The 24,115-nt window shown below is 71.4% G+C and carries 24 protein-coding genes; 12 read left to right on the top strand and 12 right to left on the bottom strand.

Going from position 1 to position 24,115, the window contains the following annotated elements; all coding sequences use genetic code 11:
• Window positions 1-154 precede the first annotated feature (154 nt).
• Both AB0L45_RS24925 and AB0L45_RS24920 read right to left on the bottom strand, forming a co-directional pair.
• Entirely contained in the window at window positions 155-316 is a 162-nt protein-coding gene (locus AB0L45_RS24925) for a hypothetical protein (RefSeq protein ID WP_365843470.1), read from the bottom strand.
• A gap of 669 nt (window positions 317-985) precedes the next feature.
• Window positions 986-2,023 (bottom strand): ScbA/BarX family gamma-butyrolactone biosynthesis protein, encoded by a 1,038-nt coding sequence (locus AB0L45_RS24920; protein ID WP_365843468.1) that lies wholly within the window; start codon window positions 2,021-2,023, stop codon window positions 986-988.
• A gap of 213 nt (window positions 2,024-2,236) precedes the next feature.
• On the opposite strand from AB0L45_RS24920, the gene AB0L45_RS24915 reads away from it, so the two are divergent.
• Both AB0L45_RS24915 and AB0L45_RS24910 read left to right on the top strand, forming a co-directional pair.
• Entirely contained in the window at window positions 2,237-2,848 is a 612-nt protein-coding gene (locus tag AB0L45_RS24915; protein WP_365843619.1) for a ScbR family autoregulator-binding transcription factor, read from the top strand.
• 350 nt (window positions 2,849-3,198) lie between these two features.
• Window positions 3,199-4,278: an NAD-dependent epimerase/dehydratase family protein gene (locus AB0L45_RS24910; RefSeq protein ID WP_365843466.1), complete on the top strand. Its 1,080-nt coding sequence runs from the start codon at window positions 3,199-3,201 to the stop codon at window positions 4,276-4,278.
• 157 nt (window positions 4,279-4,435) lie between these two features.
• On the opposite strand, the gene AB0L45_RS24905 is transcribed toward AB0L45_RS24910, so the two are convergent.
• Window positions 4,436-6,025 (bottom strand): transposase, encoded by a 1,590-nt coding sequence (locus tag AB0L45_RS24905; protein ID WP_365843464.1) that lies wholly within the window; start codon window positions 6,023-6,025, stop codon window positions 4,436-4,438.
• Between the two features lie 617 nt (window positions 6,026-6,642).
• Between AB0L45_RS24905 and AB0L45_RS24900 the strand changes: the two genes are divergently transcribed.
• The 3 genes from AB0L45_RS24900 to AB0L45_RS24890 all read left to right on the top strand — a co-directional run bounded on the left by AB0L45_RS24900 (window position 6,643) and on the right by AB0L45_RS24890 (window position 10,100).
• Window positions 6,643-7,512 carry a helix-turn-helix domain-containing protein gene (locus tag AB0L45_RS24900; protein ID WP_365843462.1) on the top strand — a complete coding sequence of 290 codons (870 nt, stop codon included), beginning with the start codon at window positions 6,643-6,645 and terminating at the stop codon, window positions 7,510-7,512.
• A 74-nt stretch (window positions 7,513-7,586) separates the two neighbouring features.
• The gene (locus AB0L45_RS24895) at window positions 7,587-8,561 is read left to right on the top strand and encodes an aminoglycoside phosphotransferase family protein (RefSeq protein ID WP_365843460.1); all 975 of its coding nucleotides are present in this window, start codon (window positions 7,587-7,589) and stop codon (window positions 8,559-8,561) included.
• A 255-nt stretch (window positions 8,562-8,816) separates the two neighbouring features.
• Complete coding sequence (locus AB0L45_RS24890; protein ID WP_365843617.1) at window positions 8,817-10,100, top strand: transposase; 1,284 nt, start codon at window positions 8,817-8,819, stop codon at window positions 10,098-10,100.
• A 3-nt stretch (window positions 10,101-10,103) separates the two neighbouring features.
• Here the strand turns inward: AB0L45_RS24890 and AB0L45_RS24885 are convergent, their stop codons facing one another.
• The 3 genes from AB0L45_RS24885 to AB0L45_RS24875 form a co-directional block, all read right to left on the bottom strand.
• Window positions 10,104-10,445 carry a hypothetical protein gene (locus AB0L45_RS24885; RefSeq protein ID WP_365843458.1) on the bottom strand — a complete coding sequence of 114 codons (342 nt, stop codon included), beginning with the start codon at window positions 10,443-10,445 and terminating at the stop codon, window positions 10,104-10,106.
• Window positions 10,446-10,800: 355 nt separating this feature from the next.
• Entirely contained in the window at window positions 10,801-11,166 is a 366-nt protein-coding gene (locus tag AB0L45_RS24880; protein ID WP_365843456.1) for a hypothetical protein, read from the bottom strand.
• Window positions 11,163-11,336 (bottom strand): hypothetical protein, encoded by a 174-nt coding sequence (locus tag AB0L45_RS24875; protein WP_167515157.1) that lies wholly within the window; start codon window positions 11,334-11,336, stop codon window positions 11,163-11,165. The genes AB0L45_RS24880 and AB0L45_RS24875 overlap by 4 nt, the downstream gene beginning before the upstream one ends.
• Window positions 11,337-11,427: 91 nt before the next feature.
• On the opposite strand from AB0L45_RS24875, the gene AB0L45_RS24870 reads away from it, so the two are divergent.
• Window positions 11,428-12,078, top strand: coding sequence for a TetR family transcriptional regulator (locus AB0L45_RS24870; protein ID WP_365843454.1), 651 nt, complete (start codon window positions 11,428-11,430; stop codon window positions 12,076-12,078).
• Window positions 12,079-12,194: 116 nt separating this feature from the next.
• Here AB0L45_RS24870 and AB0L45_RS24865 read toward each other — a convergent pair whose 3' ends face one another.
• Window positions 12,195-12,857 carry a rhomboid-like protein gene (locus AB0L45_RS24865; RefSeq protein WP_365843452.1) on the bottom strand — a complete coding sequence of 221 codons (663 nt, stop codon included), beginning with the start codon at window positions 12,855-12,857 and terminating at the stop codon, window positions 12,195-12,197.
• A gap of 311 nt (window positions 12,858-13,168) precedes the next feature.
• On the opposite strand from AB0L45_RS24865, the gene AB0L45_RS24860 reads away from it, so the two are divergent.
• Window positions 13,169-13,861, top strand: coding sequence for a TetR/AcrR family transcriptional regulator (locus AB0L45_RS24860; protein WP_365843450.1), 693 nt, complete (start codon window positions 13,169-13,171; stop codon window positions 13,859-13,861).
• 453 nt (window positions 13,862-14,314) lie between these two features.
• Window positions 14,315-15,850 carry an MFS transporter gene (locus AB0L45_RS24855; RefSeq protein WP_365843448.1) on the top strand — a complete coding sequence of 512 codons (1,536 nt, stop codon included), beginning with the start codon at window positions 14,315-14,317 and terminating at the stop codon, window positions 15,848-15,850.
• Between the two features lie 327 nt (window positions 15,851-16,177).
• Here AB0L45_RS24855 and AB0L45_RS24850 read toward each other — a convergent pair whose 3' ends face one another.
• Entirely contained in the window at window positions 16,178-16,675 is a 498-nt protein-coding gene (locus AB0L45_RS24850; protein WP_365843446.1) for a MarR family transcriptional regulator, read from the bottom strand.
• 153 nt (window positions 16,676-16,828) lie between these two features.
• Complete coding sequence (locus AB0L45_RS24845; protein WP_365843444.1) at window positions 16,829-17,884, bottom strand: questin oxidase family protein; 1,056 nt, start codon at window positions 17,882-17,884, stop codon at window positions 16,829-16,831.
• A 167-nt stretch (window positions 17,885-18,051) separates the two neighbouring features.
• Between AB0L45_RS24845 and AB0L45_RS24840 the strand changes: the two genes are divergently transcribed.
• The gene (locus tag AB0L45_RS24840) at window positions 18,052-18,648 is read left to right on the top strand and encodes a pyridoxamine 5'-phosphate oxidase family protein (protein ID WP_365843442.1); all 597 of its coding nucleotides are present in this window, start codon (window positions 18,052-18,054) and stop codon (window positions 18,646-18,648) included.
• A gap of 214 nt (window positions 18,649-18,862) precedes the next feature.
• Here AB0L45_RS24840 and AB0L45_RS24835 read toward each other — a convergent pair whose 3' ends face one another.
• From AB0L45_RS24835 to AB0L45_RS24825, 3 genes are all read right to left on the bottom strand, one after another.
• Window positions 18,863-19,282, bottom strand: coding sequence for a PPOX class F420-dependent oxidoreductase (locus AB0L45_RS24835; protein WP_365843440.1), 420 nt, complete (start codon window positions 19,280-19,282; stop codon window positions 18,863-18,865).
• A 34-nt stretch (window positions 19,283-19,316) separates the two neighbouring features.
• A complete protein-coding gene (locus tag AB0L45_RS24830) occupies window positions 19,317-19,760 on the bottom strand; it encodes a hypothetical protein (protein ID WP_365843438.1) in 444 nt (147 codons plus the stop codon).
• Between the two features lie 379 nt (window positions 19,761-20,139).
• Window positions 20,140-20,661, bottom strand: a complete 522-nt coding sequence (locus tag AB0L45_RS24825; protein WP_365843436.1) for an N-acetyltransferase family protein — start codon at window positions 20,659-20,661, stop codon at window positions 20,140-20,142.
• Window positions 20,662-20,836: 175 nt separating this feature from the next.
• Between AB0L45_RS24825 and AB0L45_RS24820 the strand changes: the two genes are divergently transcribed.
• The 3 genes from AB0L45_RS24820 to pfkB all read left to right on the top strand — a co-directional run bounded on the left by AB0L45_RS24820 (window position 20,837) and on the right by pfkB (window position 24,061).
• On the top strand, window positions 20,837-21,838 hold the full coding sequence (locus AB0L45_RS24820; protein ID WP_365843434.1) for a sigma-70 family RNA polymerase sigma factor: 1,002 nt from the start codon (window positions 20,837-20,839) through the stop codon (window positions 21,836-21,838).
• A 508-nt stretch (window positions 21,839-22,346) separates the two neighbouring features.
• Entirely contained in the window at window positions 22,347-23,117 is a 771-nt protein-coding gene (locus AB0L45_RS24815) for a DeoR/GlpR family DNA-binding transcription regulator (protein WP_365843432.1), read from the top strand.
• Window positions 23,114-24,061 (top strand): 1-phosphofructokinase, encoded by a 948-nt coding sequence (gene pfkB, locus AB0L45_RS24810; protein ID WP_365843430.1) that lies wholly within the window; start codon window positions 23,114-23,116, stop codon window positions 24,059-24,061. The genes AB0L45_RS24815 and pfkB overlap by 4 nt, the downstream gene beginning before the upstream one ends.
• Window positions 24,062-24,115 lie beyond the last annotated feature (54 nt).

Genomic DNA, 24,115 nt, shown 5'->3' with positions numbered 1-24,115 from the left:
TGTACCAAAACGTATGAAGTATGCGGAACGCTCGAATTCCACGGAATGCGTGGTGTCGTGCGACCGGACCTCGTGCCACTGCGCGGTGGCGGGAAGGCGGCCGGGGCTGTGCGGGCCGCCGGCCGACTTCCCGCCCGGAAGGCTCAGCGCCCGGTCAGGAAATGCATCCCGTCTTGGGCGCGGCCGTGGTCGCGCTGATGCAGCCGGACTTCGTCGCGCTGATGCAGCCGTCCTTGCCCGCGCCGCGCGGGGAGTTCACGGCCACCCACTCACGCCAGACGCCGTCCTGGGCCATCTTCTTGATCAGCTGTTCCATGTCCGTCGAGCCTCCGCAGGCAGGGGATGGTGGAAAACGGCGATGATCAGCCACGCACAGTGCGCGGGTGCCGCTCCATAGAACGTAAAAGATAGACCAAGTGATCGTCAAAGGTCCGCAATCCCGGGATGGCTCAAATGTCGACACCGGCGGGCAGTTTGGCTTGATCCCTCCCGTCATGGCCACAGCTCGGGCGCGCTACGTGGCTGGTAGTGACCGGTCGCGGCCGAGAGGTGTGTGGTGTGCGTCTGGTCTGGACCGCAGCACTGGTATGCCGTGTACATGCCAAGAAAATGGATGGCCGGAAGGGGGTGTGGTGGCTTGTTTACGGCGACATAACCATGAGGTGAACGATCAGTGAACGTCCGGCCGCCCGCACGCCCGCACGCCCGCACGCCCGGCCGCCCGCACGCCCGGCCGAGCTTCCGAAGTCGTGGCGGGATGGAGGTGATGTGTGAGGGCGGGGCTGAAGGCGGGGGAGTGGGGTCAGGGTCGGCGACGGCGCCGATGCCGGCGTCGGTCGATTCTGGTTGTCGAGTACCGGTGGCGGGTTACCGCCCTCGGGTCCGTTGCACAGCACCGAATTCCCACAGCCGACTTCCCAGCGCCGGTTTCACAGTGCCGAATTCCCGGAGCCGAGTTCACAGATTCGACTTCACAGAGCCGAGTTCACGGCGCCGACTCCAGCTTCAGCGGTCGGGCTCTGACCGTTGCGGTGAACAATTCGAGGCCGTTCTGATGTCCGGTGACGCAGGCGTGGATCATTCCAGAAGTTTCGGCGCCGAAGTCCTCTACGGTTCCCGGATGCGTACGGGAGTCCCCCTTCGGCTCTGCCTTTTCCCGGCCGACCAGCGTGGCTTCTATCCAGCACGGCGCGTCCAGTTCCGCGTATCGCGCGAAGACCGTGCTCAGGCCGACGGGTATGACCGGCAGCGGATGGAGTACCGCGTGTACGGCTTGGTGGGCGGCCTCCAGCAACAGCATGCCGGGGGCGTGGTCGACCGGGTGGTCGAAGAGGACCGGATGGGTGGTGTCCGTGCGGAGTTGCCAGCGATTGCTGGTGTCCGTGGGGGAGAGCAATACGCTCTCGTACTGGGCGCGGGCCACCCTCGGCGGCGCGACCGGCGGCGGTAGCGGTACCGCGCGGGCCATCGCCTCACGGGCGTCGCCGTACGGGCCGCGCAGGCGGCGGTAGACCGCCGGCGCGTGGCTGGTGAAACGGGCGACCGCGGAGGCGAGGTGGACGCCGCCGCGTGTCGCTTCGACATCCATGGTCAGAGCGCTGAGCGTGCCCTTGCGGCGTTTGATGTCGGAACAGACGATGCGTAGTTCGATTTCGGTAGGGGCAGTCTCGGTACGCAGTACGCCCGGGTCGAGCGCATAACTGAAGTGATCCCAGATCAGCTGGTGCCCGAACGGCACCTGGTAAGCGAGGTGCGAGAGCAGCGGAATGGTCTGGCGGATGGTCTCGACGAGCAGAAGGGGGTCGTGCAGCCGGTTCCTGGAGGAGTAGAACGTGTGGGTCCGCGGCCATTCCGCGGTCACTACGTGGATGTCCGGGGCCGTCTCCTTCCAACTGGTGAGCAGGACTTCGGAGAGCGCCGTCTTGTGTACATACTCCTTGGGCACGGTGGTGGTCAGCGTGCGCGGGCACCGTCCGGCGGCAGCGGGTGCGGAGTACTTCGGAAGCTGGCCGGTGGTGCTCATGCGGGTGTCCCCCTGAGGAGTGTGCAGGTCCGGACCGTTGCGGTCCGTTGTGGTCCGCCGGGGCTCCAGGGGTGGGCCGGCGTGGTCCTGCGCGGGGTGGCGGGTGGCCAACGGGGGCCGCGGCAAGGACGGTTCAGCTGTCACCGCGTGTGAGCCTCGGCGCTCATAAAATAAATAGTATTCGTTTTGTTGTCGAGGGAGCTGGTGCTGTCCATGCAGGAACGTGCGGTCAGGACACGTGAGGTCATCCTCCGGGCGGCCGCCGAGGTGTTCGACGAGTTCGGGTTCAGCGGCGCCAGTATCAACAAGATCATGAAGCGCGCCGGTGTCACCCAGGGCGGGATGTACTTCCACTTCCCGTCCAAGGAAGCCCTGGCCCAGGCCGTGATGATCGAGCAGAGCGGCGGCCTGGAGATGCCGCCCGGAGAGGACGGCCTGCAGCGCCTGATCGACATCACCCTGTACCTGGCGGAAGAACTGCAGTCCAACCCCACCCTGCGTGCCGGCGTGCGGCTCGCGGTCGAACAGGGCGAGTTCGGCGTCCAGGACGACTCCGCGTACCGCCTCTGGGCCGAGCAGTTCGGCTGCCAGCTGCGAGCTGCGCGCGAGAAGGGTGAACTGCTCCCCGAGGTGGGCGTGGACGAACTGGCCTGGGTCCTGGTCAGCGCCTACACCGGCACCCAGCTCTTCTCCCAGATCTCCACCGGCCGCGCTGACCTGCACCAACGCGTCGTCTCCCTCTGGCGCTACCTGCTCCCGGGCGTCGCCGCGCACCCCGTCAGACAACAGCTCACCTTCGCGGCGCGGCGACGGGCGGCGGCCTGATCCGGAGTGCGGACAAGTACGGTGGCGGGAGCGGACGACCCGGCGAAGAGTACGGCGAAGCGCGTGGTGAACGCGTGGTGAAGCACGTGGCGAGAGGCGTGATGGACGAGGTGGCGGGCGGCGGAGCGGTGACGGTTCCGTGGCGGGTGGTGGTGACCGGGGCGACCGGGTTCATCGGCTCCACGGTGCTACGGGAACTGCTGTGCGCCGGTGCGGAAGCGGGGGTGTGCGGCGGTCGCCCGCAATCGGTTCCGCCGACGGAAGCGGGGGCGTCCGGCGGTCGGCCGCAACCGGTCCCGTCCTCGGACATGACATCACATGGGGAGCCATATCCGAATCCGGATTCGGTTTTGTACGCGAATGGGGCACGGCCCGCACGCCCACTTCATCTCCGTGCCGTCTCACGCAAGCCGCCTGAGTCCTCCGATGCCTCCGAGTTCTCCAAGCCCTCTGAGGCCTCCGAGTTCCCCAAGCTCTCTGGGTCCTCCGAGCCCTCCAAGCCCTCCGAGCCCTCTGGCTCCGCCACCCCCGTCGAATGGTTCGCCGCCGACCTCGCCGACCCCGCCTCGCTGCGCGGTGTCTGCGAAGGTGCCGACGTCCTGCTGCACCTCGCCTCCGACATCGGCCGGGACGAGGAGCGCTGCGAGCTGGTCAACGTCCGGGGTACCGCGGCCCTCGTCGACGAAGCCGTACGGGCCGGAGTCGGCCGTATCGTCCACCTCTCCACCGCTGCCGTGTACGGGGCCGGGCCGCACGCCGGCCTGGACGTGGACGAGGTCCGGCCCGAACCGGTCTCACCGGCCAGCCGCACCCGCCTCGCCGCCGAACGCCCGGTGTTGGAGGCAGGCGGCACGGTGCTGCGGCCGGGGCTGGTGCTCGGCGCGGGTGACCGGTGGGTGGTGCCGGCGCTGGCCGAACTGCTCGGCCGGGTACCGGCACGCTGGGACGGCGGGCGCGGTCTGCTCTCCATGGTGGTGGTCGACGATCTTGCCCGTCTGTTCGCGCGGCTGGCTCTGGCTGCGTACGGCATTCCCGGCGGCGTCCACCACGCCAGCCACCCCACCCCCGTACGCAACGGGGACCTCATGGACACCCTGATCGCCCACGGCGTTCTCCCGCGACCGGACGCCATGCCGGAGCACGCCAGTGCGGAACCCGGCCTCCACGCCCTCCACACCCTCCACACCCTCCACGGCATCCCCGGCCGCCCCGGATTCCCTGACCTCCCTGACCTCTCCTGGGAAGCGTGCCTGAGCCGGCTCAGCTCCACCCCCGGCCGGGTGAGCGAACGGCAGTTCGCCCTCCTCGCCCGGGACCACTGGTACCGCAGCGACGAGGTGTGGACGGCGGCCGGCTGCGACCCGGGCCCCGGCCCACTGGCCCGGCTCGCGGAGGCGGCCGACTGGTACCGGTCCCACCTCCAGGCCTGATTCCCCCGGCGACGTCAGAGCACCGATCCGGTCCCGGGGCCCCGAGCCCCCGGACCCCCGAGCCCCGGGGCCCCGAGCCCCTGGATCCCCGGAGTCCCTGCGACGCGACCTACCACGCGACCTGCGACGCGACCTACGACACGACCTACGACAGGACCTAAGAAACGAACCGCACCCTCGACAGCGTCTGCTCATCCGGCACCGCCGTCAGCGCGCGATAGGCATGCGCTGCGGAAGTCAGCGTCATGTGGTGATGCCAGCCCGGGAAGGAACGGCCCTCGAAGTCGTGGAGGCCGAAGTCCGACGCGAGGGTGCGCAGCGTGGCCGTGGGGAGCTGGTGCAGCCGGGCCAGGCCGATGAGCTGCCCCATGCGGCGGTGCGCCATGTTGGTGAGCCAGATCCGGGCCGGCCGGGCGCTCGCCGGGCCGGGTTCCGCGAAGGCGCGGTACGTGTGGTGCGAGTTGGGCAGGCGTACGGGCGTGGGCGCGGATTGCAGCAGGCGCGGGCGCGCGCCCGGGTCGCCGGGCATGCCGGGGGTGGCCGGGGTGGCCAGTGCGGTGGCGGGCGGTACGGCGATGACGAAGTCGCGTCCCTGCCGGGCCAGCGCCTCGATGAGCCGTACGGAGTCGGAGTACTCGCTGAGGTCCGCGACGACCGGCGCCGGCGGGCAGGTCGAACGGGCGGCCTGCGCTTCCACGAGGTCGAGGGCGTGCACCCACATCGGGCGGGGGTGGTTCGTCTCCGAGGCGGGGATGCGGTTGCGGCGCAGCAGTTCGGGGTCGTCGGCCCACTGAGGGGGCAGGAACAGCCGCCAGTCGACGGACACGGCAGCACTGCCGCCGCAGTCGACGGCGGCAGCCGATGCGGCTGATGCGGCTGAGGCGCTGGATGCACCCGAGGTGCCCGACGAACCTGAGGTGCCTGAGACCCTCGACGTGCTCGAAACCCCAGAAACCCCAGAAACCCCCGATACCCCAGAAGCCCCTGATACCCCCGCGACCCCCGAAACCCCCGACGCGGTCGACGCCGACACCGCGACCGCCGTGGCCGCCTCCCCCACCGGCAGGAACATCCCCATGGCCAGCTGGCAGCTGACGGTCCGCCCGGCGGCGGAGTCGAAGCGGCGGTGGACGCCTACGGAGTGGCCGCCGCGCTTGGGCAGTACCGCCGGGGCGAGGATCCACGCGCGGGGCGCGGCGGGCTGTTCGGCCCGGCGTACGAGTTCGCGGCGTACCGGGTTCCAGTCCCAAGGGCTGGCGTTGAGGAACTGGTGGAGGGACTGCGAGGCGGTGGGTGAGTCGGAGACGGCGGCGGCCAGCCGGCGTACGGACTTCTTGCCTTCGGTGGTCAGCAGCGCCAGCAGGTAGGCGTGGGCCCAGCGGCGCTGGTCGGTACGCGGCAGATGGCCGAAAAGGTCGTCCGCGAAGGCGTCGAACGTCTCGGACAGGACGGGCGCCTCGGACGCGGCGGCGGATCCGGATCCCGAGCCGGATCCGGAGCCGGATCCGGAGCCGGATCCGGAGCTGGATCCAGAGCCTCCGGATGTGGCGGTACGGCGCTCGGGCGCGGCGGGGGTCTCGGCCCGGCCTGCTCTGCGGGCGGTTCCGGTTCGCCCGGCGGGGCCGGTGGTGCCGGCGGCCGGAGTCCTGCCGCCGGTTCCGTTGCGGGCGGCGGAGCGGCCGTTGCGGGCGGCCCGGCCGGAGGCGGTGGGCAGCGTGTCGGACGTGATCCCCGTGACATTGCGCACACCGGACTTGTCGGATACGCCATGTACTGCGAGAGGGTGGCTGGAAGAGAGGGAAGCGGTCATCGGTCGTGCGGGGGTGCGGGTAGCCGGATGCGCAGTTTCTGTCGTCATGTGTTCGTTCCCTCCCGTGGTCATCCCGTGAATCGGGCGCCGACCAGCAAAGAATAAAGAACGATCGTTTTTTTTGCGAGCCCACCAGGTCCCGGGCTTTTTTCGTCGTACCAGGAGCCGTCCGGACGCGGGTGAACGATGCCCGAACTACCGGTGTGCGGCGGGGAACCGATGGATGCGGCAGCGCGCGGGAGACGGGTACGGAGGGGGTCGTGAGCGGTCTCAGCCCGGCCCCGCGAGCCGGTACGGACCCGGCGCGCACGGGCCCCGGCGGGGTGCGGGACCGGTACGCGCTCGGATTCCGCTTCGACGGCGCGGTGGGAACGCTCCGAGAGCCACCGCATGACCTCTCAAGAGTCCCCGCGACAGCTCCCGGTTCCCATACTGATCAAGTCTCCGCCAACTGCCGTCGCGACCGTGCGAGCCGTCAAGGCCGGGCCTAGCATGGGCGGTTGGATGTCACCGGTACGGCGCTGGCAACCGAGGGCGATCACCGAGGCGGGACAATGGCGCGACAGGACCGAGCTGAGCGGACGCGCCGCGCCCTGCTGCGGGCCGCCGCCGACGAAATTGCCGAGAAGGGGTACGCGGGCGCCTCGATGGCCCGCGTGAGCGCCGCCGCGGACGTCACGATCGGCGGCCTGACGTTCCACTTCCCGTCCAAGGCGGCGCTCGCCGAAGCGGTCAGAGAAGCCGGCTGCGCGCTGACCCGCAGCGCGCTGGCCTCCCTCATGTCGGCGAGCAGGGGCCCCAAGGCGGCCACGCGCGGCGAGTTACGGCGGGTCGTCACCTTCACCCGTACGCTCGCGCGACTGCTCGAAGAGGAACCCGCCGTACGGGCCGCCGCCCGCCTCGCCTGGGACTTCCCGGACGACGGCGACACCTGGTACGCGATGTGGCTGCCGTCGCTCAGCGAACTCGTCGAACGGGCGCGCCCGGACTTCACCGGCTGGACGACCGTGGAGGCGGTCACCGCCACCGCGGTCTCCGTGGTGACCGGCGCGGAGTTCGCGGCCCGCATCGGTGTACCGCGCGGCGCCACGGCCGGGCTGTCCCCGTGGGAGCACGTGGACCACGTCTGGGGCCTGGTCCTCGGCGCCCGGCCGCCGCTCCTGGTGGGCGGCGACGACGCCCTGGAGAGCCGGGGCGCGGAGAGCCGGGGCGCGGGGAGCCGGGGTGGCGAGAACCGGGGTGGCGAGGGCCGGGGTGGCGAGGGTCCGGTGGGTGCCGGCCGTACCGAGGTGGACCGCACCGGTGCGGACCGTATCGCCGACCGCCGGGCGGCCGACCATCACGCGCCCGAACACCGCCCCTCGGAACGCCGGGTGGGGGAGTGCCGGGCGGGCGACGGCCGGATGCGCGCCGCGTCGCGGTGACAGTGACGGTGACGGTCAGAGGCACAGCGACAATCCCGTCGCGGCCCACCCCGCACCATGGCACCATCGCTGCCATGCCAGGACTGCCCGAGTTCATGACGCCCGACCAGCTCGCCGCCCGTACGTCCCGCGCGCTGGACGCGGCCGTCGCCGCCGGGCGTGACCTGGGGCTGACGGTCACCGACGCGAGGGTGCTGCACGACGTGTTCTCCGTCGTCGTGCATCTCGCTCCCGCCCCTGTGGTGGTCCGGGTGCCGACCGTCCTGCCGCCGTACGCCGACGCCGGCACCCAGGCGGCGCGGCAGCGGCTGGAGCTGGACGTGGTGGCCTGGCTGGCGCTGCGGGGCGTCCCGGTGATTCCGCCGAGTCCGCTCGTGCCGCGGGAGCCTGTGCAGCGTGACGGTTTCTCGATGACGTTCTGGCAGTTCGTCGAGCATGCCGAGGGCAGCGAGCCGGACTACGTGCACAACGCGCGCCTGACCGCCGACCTGCACGCCGCGCTGCGCGCGTACCCGGGCGAGCTGCCGTTCCTGTCGGCCGCCGAACCGCGGTTCGCCACCGAGGCGCTGGCCGCCCTCGAAGGGCGTACCGATCTCATCGACCCGGCGGATCTCGACCGCGCGCGGCGGGAGTGGGCGGTCCTGGAGCCCCTGGTCGGCTCGCGCGAGGCGTTCGAGGCGGAGTTCCCCGGTGTCGACTTCCAGCCGATCCACGGGGACGCTCCCGCCGTCAACATCGTCGCCGCCAAGGGTGGCGAGCTGTACTCCGACTTCGAACTGACCACGCTCGGCCCGGTCGAGTGGGACGTGGCAGCCCTCGGCCCCGAGTGCGAGGCCGCGTACGACGAGGCCGCGCGGCGGCGCGGGCTGCGGCCGCTCGACGCGCGCGTGCTCCGCCTCGTCAACGCCGTGGGCATGATCCGGGCGGTGGCGTGCCTCGCGCTCGCTCCGCAGCTGCCCATGCTCGTCGAGGCGCTGAAGCCCGCCGTCGAGCACTGGCGGACGCTGCCGTTCGCCGGGGGCTCGGGGACTGAGGGGCGGAGGAGCTGAGGGCCTGAGGGGCGGAGCAGCTGAGGGCCTGAGGGGCGAAGGAACTGAAGGACTGAGGGATGGAGGGCCTGGGGGCCGGGGAACTAACGTCCGTCTCCCGCCCCCCGCCTCGCCCCGCCGCACCCACCCACCCCCGGAACTTCGTGAAGTCGTCCGCGATCCGTCCCCCGACGCGAGAAACATAGCGAACATTCTTTATTGTCCTGCTGTCATCCGCACGCCCGTCCCGTCTCCCCGGGGGCCAGTCCCTTGTCCGTGCCCGCAGCCGCCACCGCAGTTCCGCCGCTCCTCCCCGGGCGGCCGTCCAGCACCCAGGAGGCGTGGATCGAGGACCTGTGCAGCCATCTGTTCGCGTCCTTCACCAGGGCGGACCACCACCTCAAGGGCGAGCAGTACCTGCGCGGACTGCTCACCGCCCCCGGCCGCAAGTCCATCCGCAACATCGCCCGGACACTGGACGACACCGGTGCGGCCCAGCGCCTCCACCACTTCATCTGCAACGCCCCGTGGAACTGGCACACCGTCCGCGAAGCCCTCGCCGATTACCTCGTCAGCCTCGCCCGCCCGCGCTCGTGGGTCGTGCGCCCGATGCTCATCCCCAAGTCCGGTACGAACTCGGTCGGCGTCCACCGCCGTTTCGTCCCCGCCACCGGCCAGCTGGTCAACGGCCAGCTCGCGTACGGCCTCTGGTACGCGGGCCAGGCCCTCAACGTCCCCGTCGACTGGCGCCTCCACCTCCCCCCGCCGGCCGCCGGCATCCCCGCCCCCGACGACGGCGCGGCCCAGATCCTCGAACTGGCGCGCCGGGCCGCTCACCCGGGAACCGGCGCCGCCGCCCCGGTCATCTGGGACAGCCAGATGCACCACGCCGATGACGTGATGAGCGCCCTGACCTCACTCGGCCTGCCCGTCCTGGCCCGGACGCCCGGCTCCCTTGCGGTCCACCTGGTGGACCGTGTCGGGCGGCTGACGCGGCGCGGCGCCACCTCGGCGCAGCGCCTCCTGGCCGCGCCGGAACGTTTCGGTCTGCCGGTCCACGACGTGGCCCCGGGGGTACGGGCCGTACTGGCTCGCGTCGTACCGGCCCGTGCCGTACCGTCCCGGGTGTTAACGGCCCGGCCTCGTGGGACAGGTGAGAGCGGTGAGGTGGGCGAGGTGGGTGAGCTGCTGCTCTACGCCCAGCGGTACGACGACCCCGAGGGGCACGAGAGGAGCCGCGGGCCGGGTGCCCGCGCGGACTTCTGGCTGACGACGCCGGCCCGCCGGTCCCCGGCCGACCTCCACCAGCTCACGCGGACCGCCGCCCATGTGGCGCGCGACAGCGTCCGTACCGGCGGCCGTACGGGGCTGCGGGACTTCGAGGGGCGGTCGTACGACGGCTGGCACCGCCACATGACGCTGGCCTCGGTCGCGTACGCCGTCCAGTCGCTGACCGCGCTCGACGCCCTACGGGCGGAACGCGGCCCGCACCAGCGGCTGCACGCGCTCCCGCAGCCACGCGCGTACGCCTACGCACACGCGGACCCGAGGGTGGCGTAGCCGCTACTCGGCCATGTCCACGTGCAGGTTCTCCGCCGGCTGGTCGGCCTTGTCCTCCTTGGGCAGGCCGAGGTCGCCGCACTGATTGGCGGGGGCGCTCAGCATCAGCGTGAGCACGCCGCCGACCAGGCCACCGGGCGAGCCGGCCCCGTTCTGCAGAGCGCGCGCTGATCCGCCGTTGGCGCAGTGGTTGTCGTGGGCGCTGTTGCCCGCGCCGATGACCGTCGTCGCCGCGGCCGTCCCGGCGGATACGCCCACCAGGACGACAGCGACAGCGCCGGCGACGGCGGTGGTGGCAGCGGTGGCGGCCAAGGCGGCTGTGCGGGGCTTGCTGATGACCGGCATCTCCGGTGTCCTTCCGTCCGGGGCCGGCACTTTCGCCCGACCGGTCCGCTTGAGCGGCTGGGTGCCGCGCGGCTGTGCCGCAACGCGTCCGCGCGTCTGAAGCCGCGTGTGCGTACCCGCGTATCCATATGCGCGTCTTCGCGTCTTCGCGTCTCCGTCACCGCGTCTCCGCGTCTCTGCCGGGACAACGAAACCGGAAGCATGCCGTCACCTTGGCCGGACACAGGCCCGGACACAGGCACAGGGACAGGCACGGCACAGGGACAGGCACGGCACAGGGACAGGCACGGCACAGGGACCGGCACGGCACAGGGACCGGCACGGCACAGGGACCGGCCGCTGCACCCGGCTCGGCTCAGCCGCCGACGGTCCAGCTCAGGGTGCCGTCCGCGGTGGCCACGATCGCCAGGATGATCAGATCGACGGCACCGAGGGACATGCCCAGGACGGCGCGGAAGCGCCGGGTGGTGTTGCGTGCCAGGGCCAGCGCTCCGAGTACGAGGGCGCAGGGGCCGAGGACGACGTTGGCGACCAGGGTGCCTACGAGGCCGAGGACGAATGCGGCCACGGCCATGCCGTCGGCCTGCCCGCGCGGTGCGCCGCGCTTCTTCGGCCCGGCCGGCGACTTCGCGTCCGGTTCCGTGGCGGGGCCGGTGCGCCGGGTGCCGGTGTCGGTCTCGTGGGTGGTCTCGTGGTCGTGGTCGGTGATGAGGGTGGTCATCGGGACGCTCCCTCGGTCTTGTCGGAGTGGTGGCGGCGCTCGCGGATGAAGAAGACGAGCAGCCAGCAGCTGATGGCCACTGCCGCGATGATCGTGACGGGGACCGGGAGGTGTGCCGCGGTACCCACCAGAATCCCCAGCAGGAGGAGGGCTGCGACAAGGAACAGCATGATCTGCCTTTCCATTCTGGAGGACAGTTGTTCACTCAGGTTCCCAGCCTAGGGGTGGAGAAACTCAGAGAACGGTTGTTTACTGAATGATATGAGTCACAGCGAGACCGTTGGGGCCCGGCAGGCCCAGAAGCAGCGCACCCGGCAGGCCCTGCTCGACGCGGCGCTGGAGCTGCTGGCGGAACAGAGCCTGAGCAGCATGGGGTTGCGCGAGGTGACGCGCGCGGTCGGCGTCGCCCCCACCGCCTTCTACCGGCACTTCCGTGACCTCGGCGAACTCGGAGTCGCCCTGGTCCAGGAGTCGTTGAGCAGCCTGCACGCGACCATCCGCGCGGTCCTCGCCGAACCGGCCGGCGCGGAGGAGCGGATCGACCACACGGTCGCGGTCGTCGAGCGGTACGTACGGGAACACCCCGCGCACGTGCGGTTCATCGCGCGCGAACGGCACGGCGGTGTACGGGCCGTGCGGCAGGCCATAGCGGGCGAACTGGACCGGTTCGCGGCGGAGGTCGCGGCGGCGCTCACGGCGCAGCCGGTGTCGGGCGGCTGGAGCGACGAGGACGTACGGATGCTGGCGGAGCTGTACGTGGACCGGCTCGTGATGACGGCCTCGGCGTTCCTGGACGTACGGGACGGTGGCGGCCAGGACACGGAGCGGTGGCGGGCGGTGGCACGTACGGCGCGACGGCAGTTGCGTCTCATCGACGTGGGCCGTCAGCACTGGCGTGATGCCGGTTCCTGATCGAGGTGTGTTCTCTGCTGACCAACTGGGGTCTAGTTCGGTCATTTGGACCGGTTGTCAGTGGGTGGGTCTAGCGTTTGCCGTGGGTCAGCTACGCGAGTAGAGGGGTAGGTCAGTCAGCTATGCGAGGAGAGGGAGGTGGGCGCGTGGGCCGCGTTCCTCTGCGGTGTGAGGGGGTGACACGCCAGTCCTAGCAGCACGGCCGCGAAATGGCCGATGTCGGTGAACGTGAGGTCGTCGAAGAGGGGGAGCGCGAAGAAGACGAGGACGCCGGCGGCGTACACGGGGCGCGCCGGGCGCCAGGGGATGCGGTACGTCAGGACGGCCGCGACGCCGGCCAGCGCGTAGCTGACGCCGACGTCCAGGGTGTTCACGGCGGAGTACGGGGCCGCGTCCGTGTGGATGGCGAGAGCGAGGACGCCTTCGCTCAGATACGTGGCGCCGATGTGGGCGATGCCCATGACCGCGAGCCAGCGGTGGGTGCCGAGCCAGCGTTCGGCCGGGACGTGGAAGACGTTGAAGAGGAGGAAGTAGAGGGGCCAGCCGCCGCCGTCGAGCCACAGGGCGCTGGTCAGGAGCACCCGGCCGGGCGAGAGCAGCAGGTTGTGGATGTTGGTGGAGCGGCGTTGCAGGACGCTCTCCAGGGTTTCGGGGGAGAGCTGGTGAACGATCACCGAGGTCACGAAGAGAATCGCGAGCCAGATGAACGTGCCGGGAGCCCGGCACACGTACGACCGGAGCGCGCGGAACGGCGCAGCCGGGTGGAGCGAAACCCTCATGACGCATGTATACGGCACGGAGCGCGGTCCGGCGTGCCCGGTACGACCCGTACGGCGCGTGTGGCGCAGCACACAGCGTCGGCCGAAATAACCGGGGACGGCGTCCCCGTTTAACCAGACGTCCGACTGAAACGGGGAATCGCTCCCCGCTTGATGCGGTCCGGCTTCCGGAGCCGACTGGCTCCGGCTTCCGGACACAACTGTTCGACATCCGGATGCGACTTTTCCGGCTTCCGGACATGACTGGCCCGGCTTCCGGAGGCGACTGCTCCGGCTTCCGGACCCGACGAACACGAGAGGAACGTGCCGACATGACCGCCACCCGTACCCGCACCCGCGCCGACGGCGCATGTGTGGCCCCGCAGCCCAGGCTGCGCGCGGACGCGCTGCGCAACCGGGAGCGGATCATCGGGGCGGCGCGTGAGGCGATGGTCGAATTCGGGGCGGAGATCCCGCTCGACGAAATCGCTCGACGCGCCGGTGTCGGCAATGCGACGCTCTACCGTCACTTCCCGGATCGCCTGGAGCTGATCCACCACGTCACGCTCTCCGTCATGGACCGCACCGCGGACAAGGCGGAGCGCGCGCTCGACGAGGAGCCCGACGCCTTCCAGGCGCTGCGGCGCTTCGTCTTCGCCGCGGTCGAGGAGCGGATCGGAGCCCTGTGCTCGCTGCTCTCGGACGGTGTCGACAGGGACCATGCCGACCTGCTCGCAGCGCGTGAGCGCCTGGAAGGGGCCGTCGAGGCCCTGATGGACGCCGCGCGCGACAGCGGCCAGCTGCGCACCGACATCGCCGTCGGTGACCTGATGGTCGCGCTGACTCAGCTCACGCGCCCACTGCCTGGACTGGGGCACCCGTCATCCAAGTTCGGGGGAGGGTGCGCCGACTTCGACCGGTTCGTGTACCGGCACCTGCTGCTGTTCCTGGACGGCCTGCGGGCGCCCGCACGTTCCGAACTGCCGGGTTGCGCGGCCACGCTGGAGGACCTCCGGCACAGCTAGCGGACCACGCGGACCACGCGGACCACGCGAGCCACACGAACCACACGGGGGAACGGGGGGATACGGGGAAACGGGGGATCAAGGCCCGGCCGGACGGACGTCGACTGCCGGATGCCGAGTGTCGGACGCCGAGTGTCGGACGCCGACTGCCGGACGCCGAGTGTCGGACGCCGACTGACGGACGCCGACTGCCGGATGCCGGCTGCCGCTTACCGGCGGACTCGCCCCCACCACGCAACAACTCGGAATGACCGGAATCGCGCGGGCGACGCGCGGCCCGGTCCTGCTCCAGGCTGCCCGGAACGCCCTGTGCGGCCGTATCCGAAGCCGATCAACGTCTGATCAACACATGTTCAACACCAACTAAACACCCCAACCGCACCGACTTTTTCACTTACGCACACCGCGCCCACATTCCGCATTTCGCTCACGCACCACTAGGTGGACCCACCCATGTCTGTTTCGGCCACACACGTCGATCCCCGGCGCTGGAAAGCGCTCATCTTCATCGCCCTGGCGCAGCTCATGGTCGTGCTCGACGCGACGATCGTGAACATCGCCCTGCCCTCCGCCCAGGCCGACCTCGGCATCTCCGACGCGAACCGGCAGTGGGTGATCACGGCGTACGCCCTCGCGTTCGGCGGTCTGCTGCTGTTCGGCGGGCGGGTCGCCGACCTGTGGGGCCGTAAGCGGACCTTCGTCATCGGCCTGGTCGGCTTCGCGCTGGCCTCAGCCCTCGGTGGCGCCGCGTCCAACGAGGGCGTACTGCTCGGCGCCCGCGCCCTCCAGGGCGTCTTCGGCGCGCTGCTGGCGCCGTCGGCGCTGTCGCTGCTCGCCGTGACGTTCACCGAGGCGCGCGAGCGGGCCAAGGCGTTCGGCATCTTCGGTGCCATCGCCGGTGGTGGCGGTGCCGTGGGCCTGATCCTCGGCGGTGTGCTCACCGAGTACATGAACTGGCGCTGGACCTTCTTCGTCAACATCCCGTTCGCGGTGATCGCGGCGGCCGGCGCGCTGCTGGTGATCCGGGAGCCCGAGGGCAGCCGTAACCCGTCCCGCCTGGACGTGCCCGGCGTCATCCTGGCCACCCTGGGCCTGGTCTCCCTGGTGTACGGCTTCACGCGCGCCGAGTCCGACGGCTGGGGCGCGGGCATGACCATCGGCCTGTTCGTGGCCGCCGCCGTCCTGCTCGCCGCGTTCGTGCTCGTCGAGTCGAAGGTCAAGAACCCGCTGCTGCCGCTGCGGGTGCTCACCGACCGCAACCGGGCCGGTGTCTACGCGTCGCTGGGCCTGGCCGTGATCGGCATGTTCGGTCTGTTCCTCTTCCTGACCTACTACATGCAGATCGTGAAGGGTTACACGCCGGTCACCACCGGTCTGGCCTTCCTGCCGATGATCGTCGGCATGATCACCGGCTCGACGCAGATCGGTGCCCGGCTGATGACCCGCGTCCGGCCGCGCCTGCTGATGGCGCCGGGCTTCCTGCTCGCCGCAGTCGGCATGTTCCTGCTGACCGGGATCGACCTGGACACGTCCTACCCGGCCCTGATCCTGCCCGCCTTCCTGCTGCTCGGGCTCGGCATGGGCACGGCCTTCATGCCCGCCATGTCGCTGGCCACGCACGGCGTCCAGCCGCGTGACGCGGGTGTCGCCTCGGCGATGGTCAACACCTCGCAGCAGGTGGGCGGCGCGATCGGCACCGCCCTGCTGAACACCATCGCGGCCAGCGCCACCACCGCGTACGCCGCCTCGCACGCGAAGGGCGCGCCCTCGGTGGACCTGCTCAAGCTGGAGTCGATGGTGCACGGCTACACCGCGGCCATCTGGTGGGCGGTCGGCATCCTGGCCCTCGCGGCGGTCCTCGCGTACACGCTGATCACCACCGGCCACCAGGGCGGCAACGGCCCGGTCGCCCGCTCGGACGACGGCACGGACGCGGCCGAGGGCGCCGACGCGCAGGCGGACGTGCCGATTCCGGTCATGGCGCACTGACGTGCCGGTCTCGGTCATGGCGCACTGACGTGCCGATCTGGGGGCATGGCGCACTGACGTGGTGACACCGGGCGCGGGTGCGGTCCGCTGAGCGTGCGCGTACGGAACCCGGGCGTGCGGAAGGTGTGCGCGTGCGGAAGTCTGGGCGTACGGAAACCGGGGCGTACGGAAGCGTGCGCGTACGGGCCGGTGGCCGGAGCACGGTCACCGGCCCGTAGGGATGTTCACGGACGTCACCGGCCCGTAGGAATGATCGCGGACGCCACCGTCCCGTAGGAATGACCACGGACAGCACCGCACCTCACGGCGCCGGCCCGTCCTCGCTCCTCAGCGGAGCCAGGGCAGGTCGGCGCCTTGTGGTTGCAGGCCGTCCGCGACCGTCCGGCAGATGGCCGCGAGCTGGCCGACCTGCTCGGGGCTGAGCCGGTCGAATATCGCCGCCCGTACGGCCGCGACATGGCCGGGCGCCGCCTTCTCCAGGACGCGCAGGCCCTCGTCGGTGAGGACGGCGTTCTGGCCGCGCTTGTCGGAGGGGCAGTCCTCGCGGCGGACCCAGCCGCTCTTCTCCAGGCGGGCCACGGCGTGCGAGAGCCGGGAGCGGGTGATCTTGGCGTTCTGGGCCAGTTCGGTCATCCGCAACCGGCGCCGGGGGGCCTGGGAGAGCTGGACGAGCAGCCCGTAATAGACGTGCGGCATGCCTGCGTCACGCTGGAGCTGGCGGTCGAGGTGGTCCTCCAGGAGCGTGGTGGCGTGCAGGTACGACTGCCAGGCGTACTGCTCTTCGTCGTTGAGCCAGCGAGGCTCACCTGCGGGTTCGGTGCTCATACCACCTACTGTCTCACCGCCCCGCCATTTCTTGAAGTTTTAACTAAGGGTGACGGGGCGGAAAGGCGCAGGTGAGCCGTTGCGCGACGGGCCCCGGTTTTTTCAGGAACGCTCCGGAACGGATGCAACCCGAGGTAATCCGGTGCGATCCGTTCAGGAATCGGCGGGAATCAGTCGCTGAGCGCGCACGGCAGCGGCCAGCGCCCGGTCGTCACCGTCCGCAGCCGAGGCCGCCACGTCCACCGCCGTGTCGGTCATCTTGATGACGTGCTCGTCACCGTGCCGGGCGGCACGCTCGAAAACCTCCTCGGCATGGAGCGGTCCGGCCCCCATCAGCGGCGGTGACGCCTCGCCGGCCGCGTAGACCGAAGTGATCGCGGCACTCGCCGCCCAGGCCGCGCCGAGCGATGCCGCCCACAGCTCACGGGGGAGCGCGGGCAGGGTGCGCAGGACGGCGTTCGGGGCGGTGGCGGTGTGCACCATCAGGACGCCGTGACCGTGCCCGTGGTCGAGATAGCGGTGCACGGTGGCCCGGACGAGCGCGGTGAGCTGCGCGCGGGCGGCGTCCGGATCGTCGTACGGCACCCGCAGCGACGCGGCGGCAGCCGGCCAGCCCGGCGTGCCGGGGAGCTGGGCCAGGCCGTCGAGCGGCAGGACCTGCTGGTCGGGGATGCGCGGGAGGGCGGCCAGCGCTTCGGCGGGAGTGGCGGTGCCGGTGGGGTGCACGGCGACGGGCAGCGTGGTGTGCCGGGCGGCCCAGTAACCGAGCGCGTGCGCCAGCTCCGCGACGCGCGGCGCCTCCTCGCCGTCGTCGAGGAGCGTACGTACGACGTGACCGACCCGGATGACGGGGTGCGTCGCGGCACCGGCGATGCCGGGCAGCAGGCGCGGCCACCACTCGGCGAGCACGTCCCGCCACGGGCGGTCGGCGACCAGGCGGGAGAAGTACGCGGTCCAGTCGGTGACCCGGTGCGGGTCGCCCAGCGCCGTGCGCCAGTCGGCGTCGGTGATCGTGCCCTGCGGACTCGGCACGTCCTCCAGCTTCGTCTCGTAACGGTCGAGCCAGCGGTGCACCGCACCCGCCTGCCCGTGCCGGACCAGGGCTTCCACCGCCATCGGCCCATGGTTGGCGAGGAACCCCTGGAACTCGGGGCCCGAGGCGTGCAGGCGCTCCAGGGCTTCGTCGAGAATGCCGCTTCGTAAGTCCATGCCGCGAGGCTAGGACGGGCTTCGGCCGGCCGTAACGGACGCCGGTCCTACGCCTCCGTACGGCGATGGTCGTAAGGCCGCGCCGGGCCGGGAGCCGGCTGTCCTCTTCCGCGTCCTAGCTGCCGCCTTCCGCGTCATACCCGACAGGAGGTGTCCGGTATCGGCGCATGACGAACGACGATGCGAGCGCGGCCCCGGGCATCCGGGCCGGAGGAACGAGTTGGGCCGGGTTCGTCTCGGCGCAGCCCGAGCTGGCGCGGCGGGTGGCAGCGCGCTTCGCGGCGTACCGGCACCACATCCTCGGGACGCTGCGCGCCGACGGCTCCCCGCGCCTCACCGGCATCGAGGCGGACTTCCGGTTCGGTGAGCTGTGGCTGGGCATGATGATCCACTCACGTAAGGCGCTGGACCTGCGGCGCGACCCGCGCTTCGCCCTGCATGCCAATCCGGGCCCGGGCGTGGACCTGTCGGGCGGCGATGTGGCGGGGGGCGATGGGGTGGGGGCTGACGTGGCGGGTGGCGACGTACGGGTCGCCGGGCGGGCCGTGGAGGTGACCGACCCGGCGGTGCTCGCGCGCTACGTGGCGGAGGCGGCGCCGCCGGAGCCGTTCCACCTGTTCCGGACGGAGCTGACCGAGGTGGTCCGTACGTATGTCGAGGACCCGCACATCGTGCTGGAGACCTGGCGGCCCGGCAGCCCCCTGCGCACCGTCCGGCGGGGGAACGGCGCCGAGCCGCCCGAGGTCACGGTCGCGTCCGGGTAGGACGGCGCGGGGTCACGCGTAGGCGCTTGACCGAGGAGCACTTCTGCCAGTTGCCGCCCTTGTAGGCGCACATCTGGAACGTGAACTCCTTGCCGGAGCCGCCCATGAAGCTGTCCGGGACATGGCCGGTACGTGTCCGGAGCAGCCGTCATGGAGTCCGTGCCGGTGTGCGTGGTGGACCACGTGCAGGTGCTTGTGCAGGTGTGCGTGCTGGTCAGGCGGAGACCTGGCGGGAGCGGGCGGCGCCGCCGTCCGCCTCCAGGTGCCAGCTGTTGACGCGCACCGGGTGGACGCGGATGACCTCGTTGCTGAAGAACTCGGGGGCCATCGGCGGCGCGTCCAGCGTCAGCACCTCGGCCCGGCCGCGGATCTCCACGCCACGGCCCCAGCCGGGGGCGACCGGGTCGTCGGCCGGGGTCATGTCGTCGATGAGCAGGGAGACCTGCGGGCGGGCCGCCGCGTTGCGGTACTTCTGGCTCGCGCTCAGCCGGGGGCCGCCGATGTCGAGGGTGTCGTCGTCGTTGAGGACGAAGCCGACGGGGCGGGTCTGCGGACCGCCGTCGGGGCCGATCGTCGAGAGGCGGGCCAGCTGCTGGGTCGCGAGACAGGCGCGTTCGGTGGAGGTGAGAGCCATGGCGGCGACGCTAGGACCTGGAGTGCGGTTGAGGTCAAGCGCGGTGGGCTCCCTGTGCACGGTGTGCCCCCTGTGCACGGTGTGCTCCATGGGATCGGCGGGGGCGGTGTTCGCCGTGGGGCTCGCGGCTGCGGTGGGTACGGAAGACGTACAGGGAGACGGCGAACATCACCGCGCCCATCACCAGCCCCATCCGCACCGACTCCAGGATGGAAGGTCCGGTGGTGTGGGAGATGCTGTACAGGTAGCCCATCGCGACGCCGAAGAGCACTCCGTACGCCAGGGCGCGCACCTCGGTGATCAGCGTCGACTGGATACTCACCAGCGCCAGGCCGAGCGCTCCGCTGACGACGGCCGCGATCAGCCCCAGCAGCCAGGCGTGGCCCAGTGAGGAGCCGCTGGTGCGGTCGACGAAGACGGTCCACAGGCCGTAGAGCGCCGCCGCGGCGACGGGCAGGGCCAGGGCGGCGGCGGACATGCCGTGCCGCTTACGGTCCGGTGCGTGTGAGTCCGGTGCGTGTGAGTCCGGTGCGTGTGAGTCCGGTGTGTTCGGGACCGGCGCGTGCCCGGCCGACGCGTTCGGGGTCGATGGGCCCGTGCGGGACGCGGGCTGCGACCGTGACGTGGGCCCGGACCGCGGGTCCATGGGTGCGCCGTGCCGGTGGACGGGTGTCTCCATGACGGGCTCCTCTCGCTGGCCCCCGTCTTCCAGGCGACACCCGGGCCCCGTCACCGTCAACTGGAGGGGCTGATTCCGGCCCGTCGGGGCGGCGCCGCGCACTCAGCCCGCGCACTCAGCCCGCGCCTTCGGTGCTCGTGCTCGGCCCCGCCCTCGGCCCGCGCGCTCGGCCCCGCCCTCAGTCCAGCTGCTTCTCGTACCAGGCGACGTCCCAGTAGCGGCCGAACTTGCGGCCCACCTCGCCGTACGTACCGACGTGCCGGAAACCGAAGCGGGTGTGCAGCCGGACCGACGCCTCGTTGGGCAGGGCGATGCCCGCGTACGCGCGGTGCACGTCCTCGTCCGCCAGCGCCTCGAAGAGCGTCTTGTACAGCAGCGTGCCGACGCCGCGGCCGACGGCCTCGCGCGCGCAGTAGACACTCACCTCCACCGAGGTGGCATAGGCCGGCTTGATCCGGAAAGGACTACTGGTCACATAGCCCAAGAGGCTCCGGTTTGTCCGATCCCGGGCAACCAGAAGGCGGTGCGGGCCGTCTTCAGGGTGGGAGAGCAACCACGAGCGGCGCTGCTCGAGGGTGAAGGGCTCCGTGTCGAAGGTGATGGACGTCTCACGGACGTAGTGGTTGTAGAGGTCGGCGAGACTGCCGAGATCGGCCTCGGTGGCCGCCCTGACCTGCACTTCCCCGTACCCCGACGACATCCGGCCTCCTCGGTGAGGGATGCAGGGTACTGCATGATCACGAAAATAGGTGTGCGGCAGGGGAATTCTGTCCGGATTCCAGCCGTTGTTTCCTTCGGAAGGGGTACTCGGGCCACACACCCGGTGTCCCACCGCCACCATCCCGCGACCGACTCATCGCAAAGGGAGCACACGCATGGCAACCCGTGCCGTCGCCCGACGTCAGGCCACCAGCAGCGGTGCTGACGGGGCCAACAGTGTTCGCGCCGTAGGCGGGGAGATCGCCGACCGCGACCTGGTCGGCATGTACCTCGACGAGATCGCGCGAACGCCCCTGCTCGACGCCGCCAGGGAGGTCGAGCTGTCCCAGACCATCGAGGCGGGCGTCTACGCCCGGCAGATCCTCGACGGGGTCGTCGAGGACGGCAACGCCGCCGGCGGCACCCGCGAGGAGCTCGAAGCGCTGGCCGAAGAGGCCGAGAAGGCCAAGGACATCTTCATCCGCTCCAACCTGCGCCTGGTCGTGGCGGTCGCCCGCCGCTATCCGCGTGCCGGCCTGCCCCTGCTCGACCTGATCCAGGAGGGCAACGCGGGTCTGGTCCGCGCGGTCGAGAAGTTCGATTACGCGAAGGGCTTCAAGTTCTCCACGTACGCGACGTGGTGGATCCGCCAGGCCATCACCCGCTCCATCGCCGACCAGTCCCGCACGATCCGGCTCCCCGTCCACCTCGTGGAGGAGCTGGGCCGCATCCGCCGCGTCCAGCGCGAGTTCAACCGGGAGAACGGCCGCGACCCGGAGCCCGCCGAGGTCGCGCAGGAGCTGGGTTCCACGCCCGAGCGCGTCACGGACGTCCTGGACTGGGCCCGTGACCCGGTCAGCCTGAACATGTCGGTCGACGACGAGGGCGACACCCAGTTCGGCGACCTGCTGGAGGACACCTCCGCGGCCTCGCCCGAGCAGTCCGTCCTGACGCTGCTGCGCAGCGAGGAGCTGGAGGACCTGATCGACCGGCTCGACCACCGTACGGCCTCGATCATCAAGGCCCGGTACGGCATCGAGGACGGCCGTGAGCGGACCCTCACCGAGGTCGGCAAGCAGCACGGCCTGACGCGTGAGCGGATCCGGCAGATAGAGAAGCACGCCCTGCTGGAGCTGAAGCGGATGGCGCGCGACACGGGGTTCGACGCGGCGGCGTAGGGGCGCTCGCGCCCCGGGCCCGGCCGCGGCGGCCGGGCCCGCGTTGCCCGCCCGCCTCCCACCTGGTCGGTGGTGGCCTGACCGGGTGAGGCGGCATGGCTGGTGGCTCCATGCTCCGGCTTCGTGGTCCTGGCTCCAGGCTCGCAGCTTCATGGTCCCAACTTCATGGTCCTGGCTCCCTGGCCCGAGCCGACCCCTTCCCCCTGAACGAGCCCCGGTGCCGAACCCCCCCCTCGGCGCCGGGGCTCTTTTTCGCTGTTCGGCGCACTCGTCCTTCTGTCCGGCGCACTCGTCCTTTCGCTGTCCGGCGCGTTCATCTTTGCGCTGTCCGGCGCACTCGTCCTTTCGCTGCCCGGCGCGCCCGTCTTTCCGCTGTCCGGCACGCTCCTCCGCCCGCGCATGCCCGTTTCTGCCCGCCGCGTGCCCAGATGTGTTTACTTCCTGGCCGTGTGGTCGTACCTTTGGCCTGAAACCACACGGTCGGGCACGAGGCAGGCGCGAAACCACCATGTACGCAGCGGAGCGGCAGCAGGAGATCCTGCGACTGGCGCGGGAGAGCGGGCGGGTCGACGTCCTCTCGCTCGCCGAGGAGTTCCAGGTCACCGCCGAGACCGTACGCCGGGACCTGAAGGCCCTGGACCGGGCCGGCCTGGTCCGCCGGGTGCACGGCGGCGCCATCCCCGCCGGACGGCTGGACTTCGAGCCGGACCTCGCCGAACGGGACACCGTCGCCGCCGACGAGAAGCAGCGCATCGCGCGGGCCGCGCTCGCCGAGCTGCCCGGCGGCTCCGCGGCCGGCAGTGTGATCCTCGACGCGGGCACCACGGCCGCGCGGATCGCCGCCGAGCTGCCGCTGGAGGCCGAGCTGACCGTCGTCACGCACGCGCTCCCGGTCGCCGCGCGGCTGGCCGACCACCCCGGCCTCACCCTGCACCTCGTAGGCGGCCGCATCCGGCACCGTACGCGGGCCGCGGTCGACGACTGGGCGCTGCGCGCCTACCGCGAGATCAACGCGGACGTGGTCTTCCTGGCGACCAACGGTTTCTCCCTGGAAGGCGGCCTGACCACCCCCGACCTCGCCGAGGCGGCCGTGAAGCGGGCGGCGGTCGCCGCCGCGCGGCGGGTCGTGCTCGTCGCGGACAGCAGCAAGTTCGGGCAGGTGCACTTCGCCCGCTTCGGCGGACTGGACGACGTGGACCTGCTCGTCACCGACACCGGGCTCAGCCCCGACGACGCCCTCGCCATCGAGCGCGCGGGCACGGAAGTAGTGCGCGCATGATCCTCACCGTCACCCCCAACCCCAGCCTGGACCGTACGTACGAGATCCCGGCGCTGGAGCGCGGCGCCGTGCTGCGGGCCACCGCGGACCGGATCGACCCGGGCGGCAAGGGCGTCAACGTCTCCCGGGCCGTCGCGGCGGCCGGGCACCGCACGCTCGCCGTACTGCCGCTCGGCGGCCCGGCGGGCGCGGCGCTGGGTGGTCTGCTGGCGGCGGAGGGCATCGAGGTCGCGGGCGTACCGGTCGCCGGGCAGACCCGGTCGAACATCTCCGCCGTCGAACCGGACGGCACCCTCACGAAGATCAACGCGGCCGGGCCGGAGTTGTCGGAGGACGAGTCTCAGGCCCTGCTCGGCACCGTACGCACCCGGTCGGCCGGAGCGGACTGGATCGCCTGCTGCGGCAGCCTGCCGCGCGGCCTGGCGCCCTCCTGGTACGCGGAACTGGTCGCCCAGGTGCACCGGGCCGGCGCGCGGATCGCCCTGGACACGTCCGGGCCGTCGCTGACCGCCGCGCTGGAGGCGCGCCCCGACGTGGTCAAGCCCAACGCGGAGGAGCTGGCCCAGGCGGTGGGCCGCCCGCTGCGCACGGTCGGCGACGCGGTCGAGGCCGCCCGCGAACTGCGCGCGCTGGGCGCGGGCGCGGTGCTCGCCTCCCTCGGCGCGGACGGGCAGCTGCTCGCCGACGCGGACGGGGAGCACTTCGCCTCCGCGCCGGTCACCACCGTACGCAGCAACGTCGGCGCGGGCGACGCGTCGCTGGCCGGGTTCCTGGCGGCGGGCGGCACGGGCGTACGGGCACTGGCCGCCGCCGTGGCGTACGGGGCGGCGGCCGTACAGCTGCCGGGCAGTGCGATGCCGACGCCGAAGGACCTGGAGCCTTCGGCGGTGGTGGTGGGCGACACCGTGCCGATGGGGTTGGAGCTGCGGGAACCGGCGGGATGAGCGTCCCGGGCCGGCTCACGTGTTGTCGCTCCGCTCGTCCTCGGACCCTCCCGG

Origin of the sequence: Streptomyces sp. NPDC052496, assembly GCF_040679095.1 — a bacterium.
Taxonomy (GTDB): domain Bacteria; phylum Actinomycetota; class Actinomycetes; order Streptomycetales; family Streptomycetaceae; genus Streptomyces.
The sequence above is the reverse complement of the archived record's forward strand: the minus strand, read 5'-3'. Positions and strand labels throughout refer to the sequence as shown.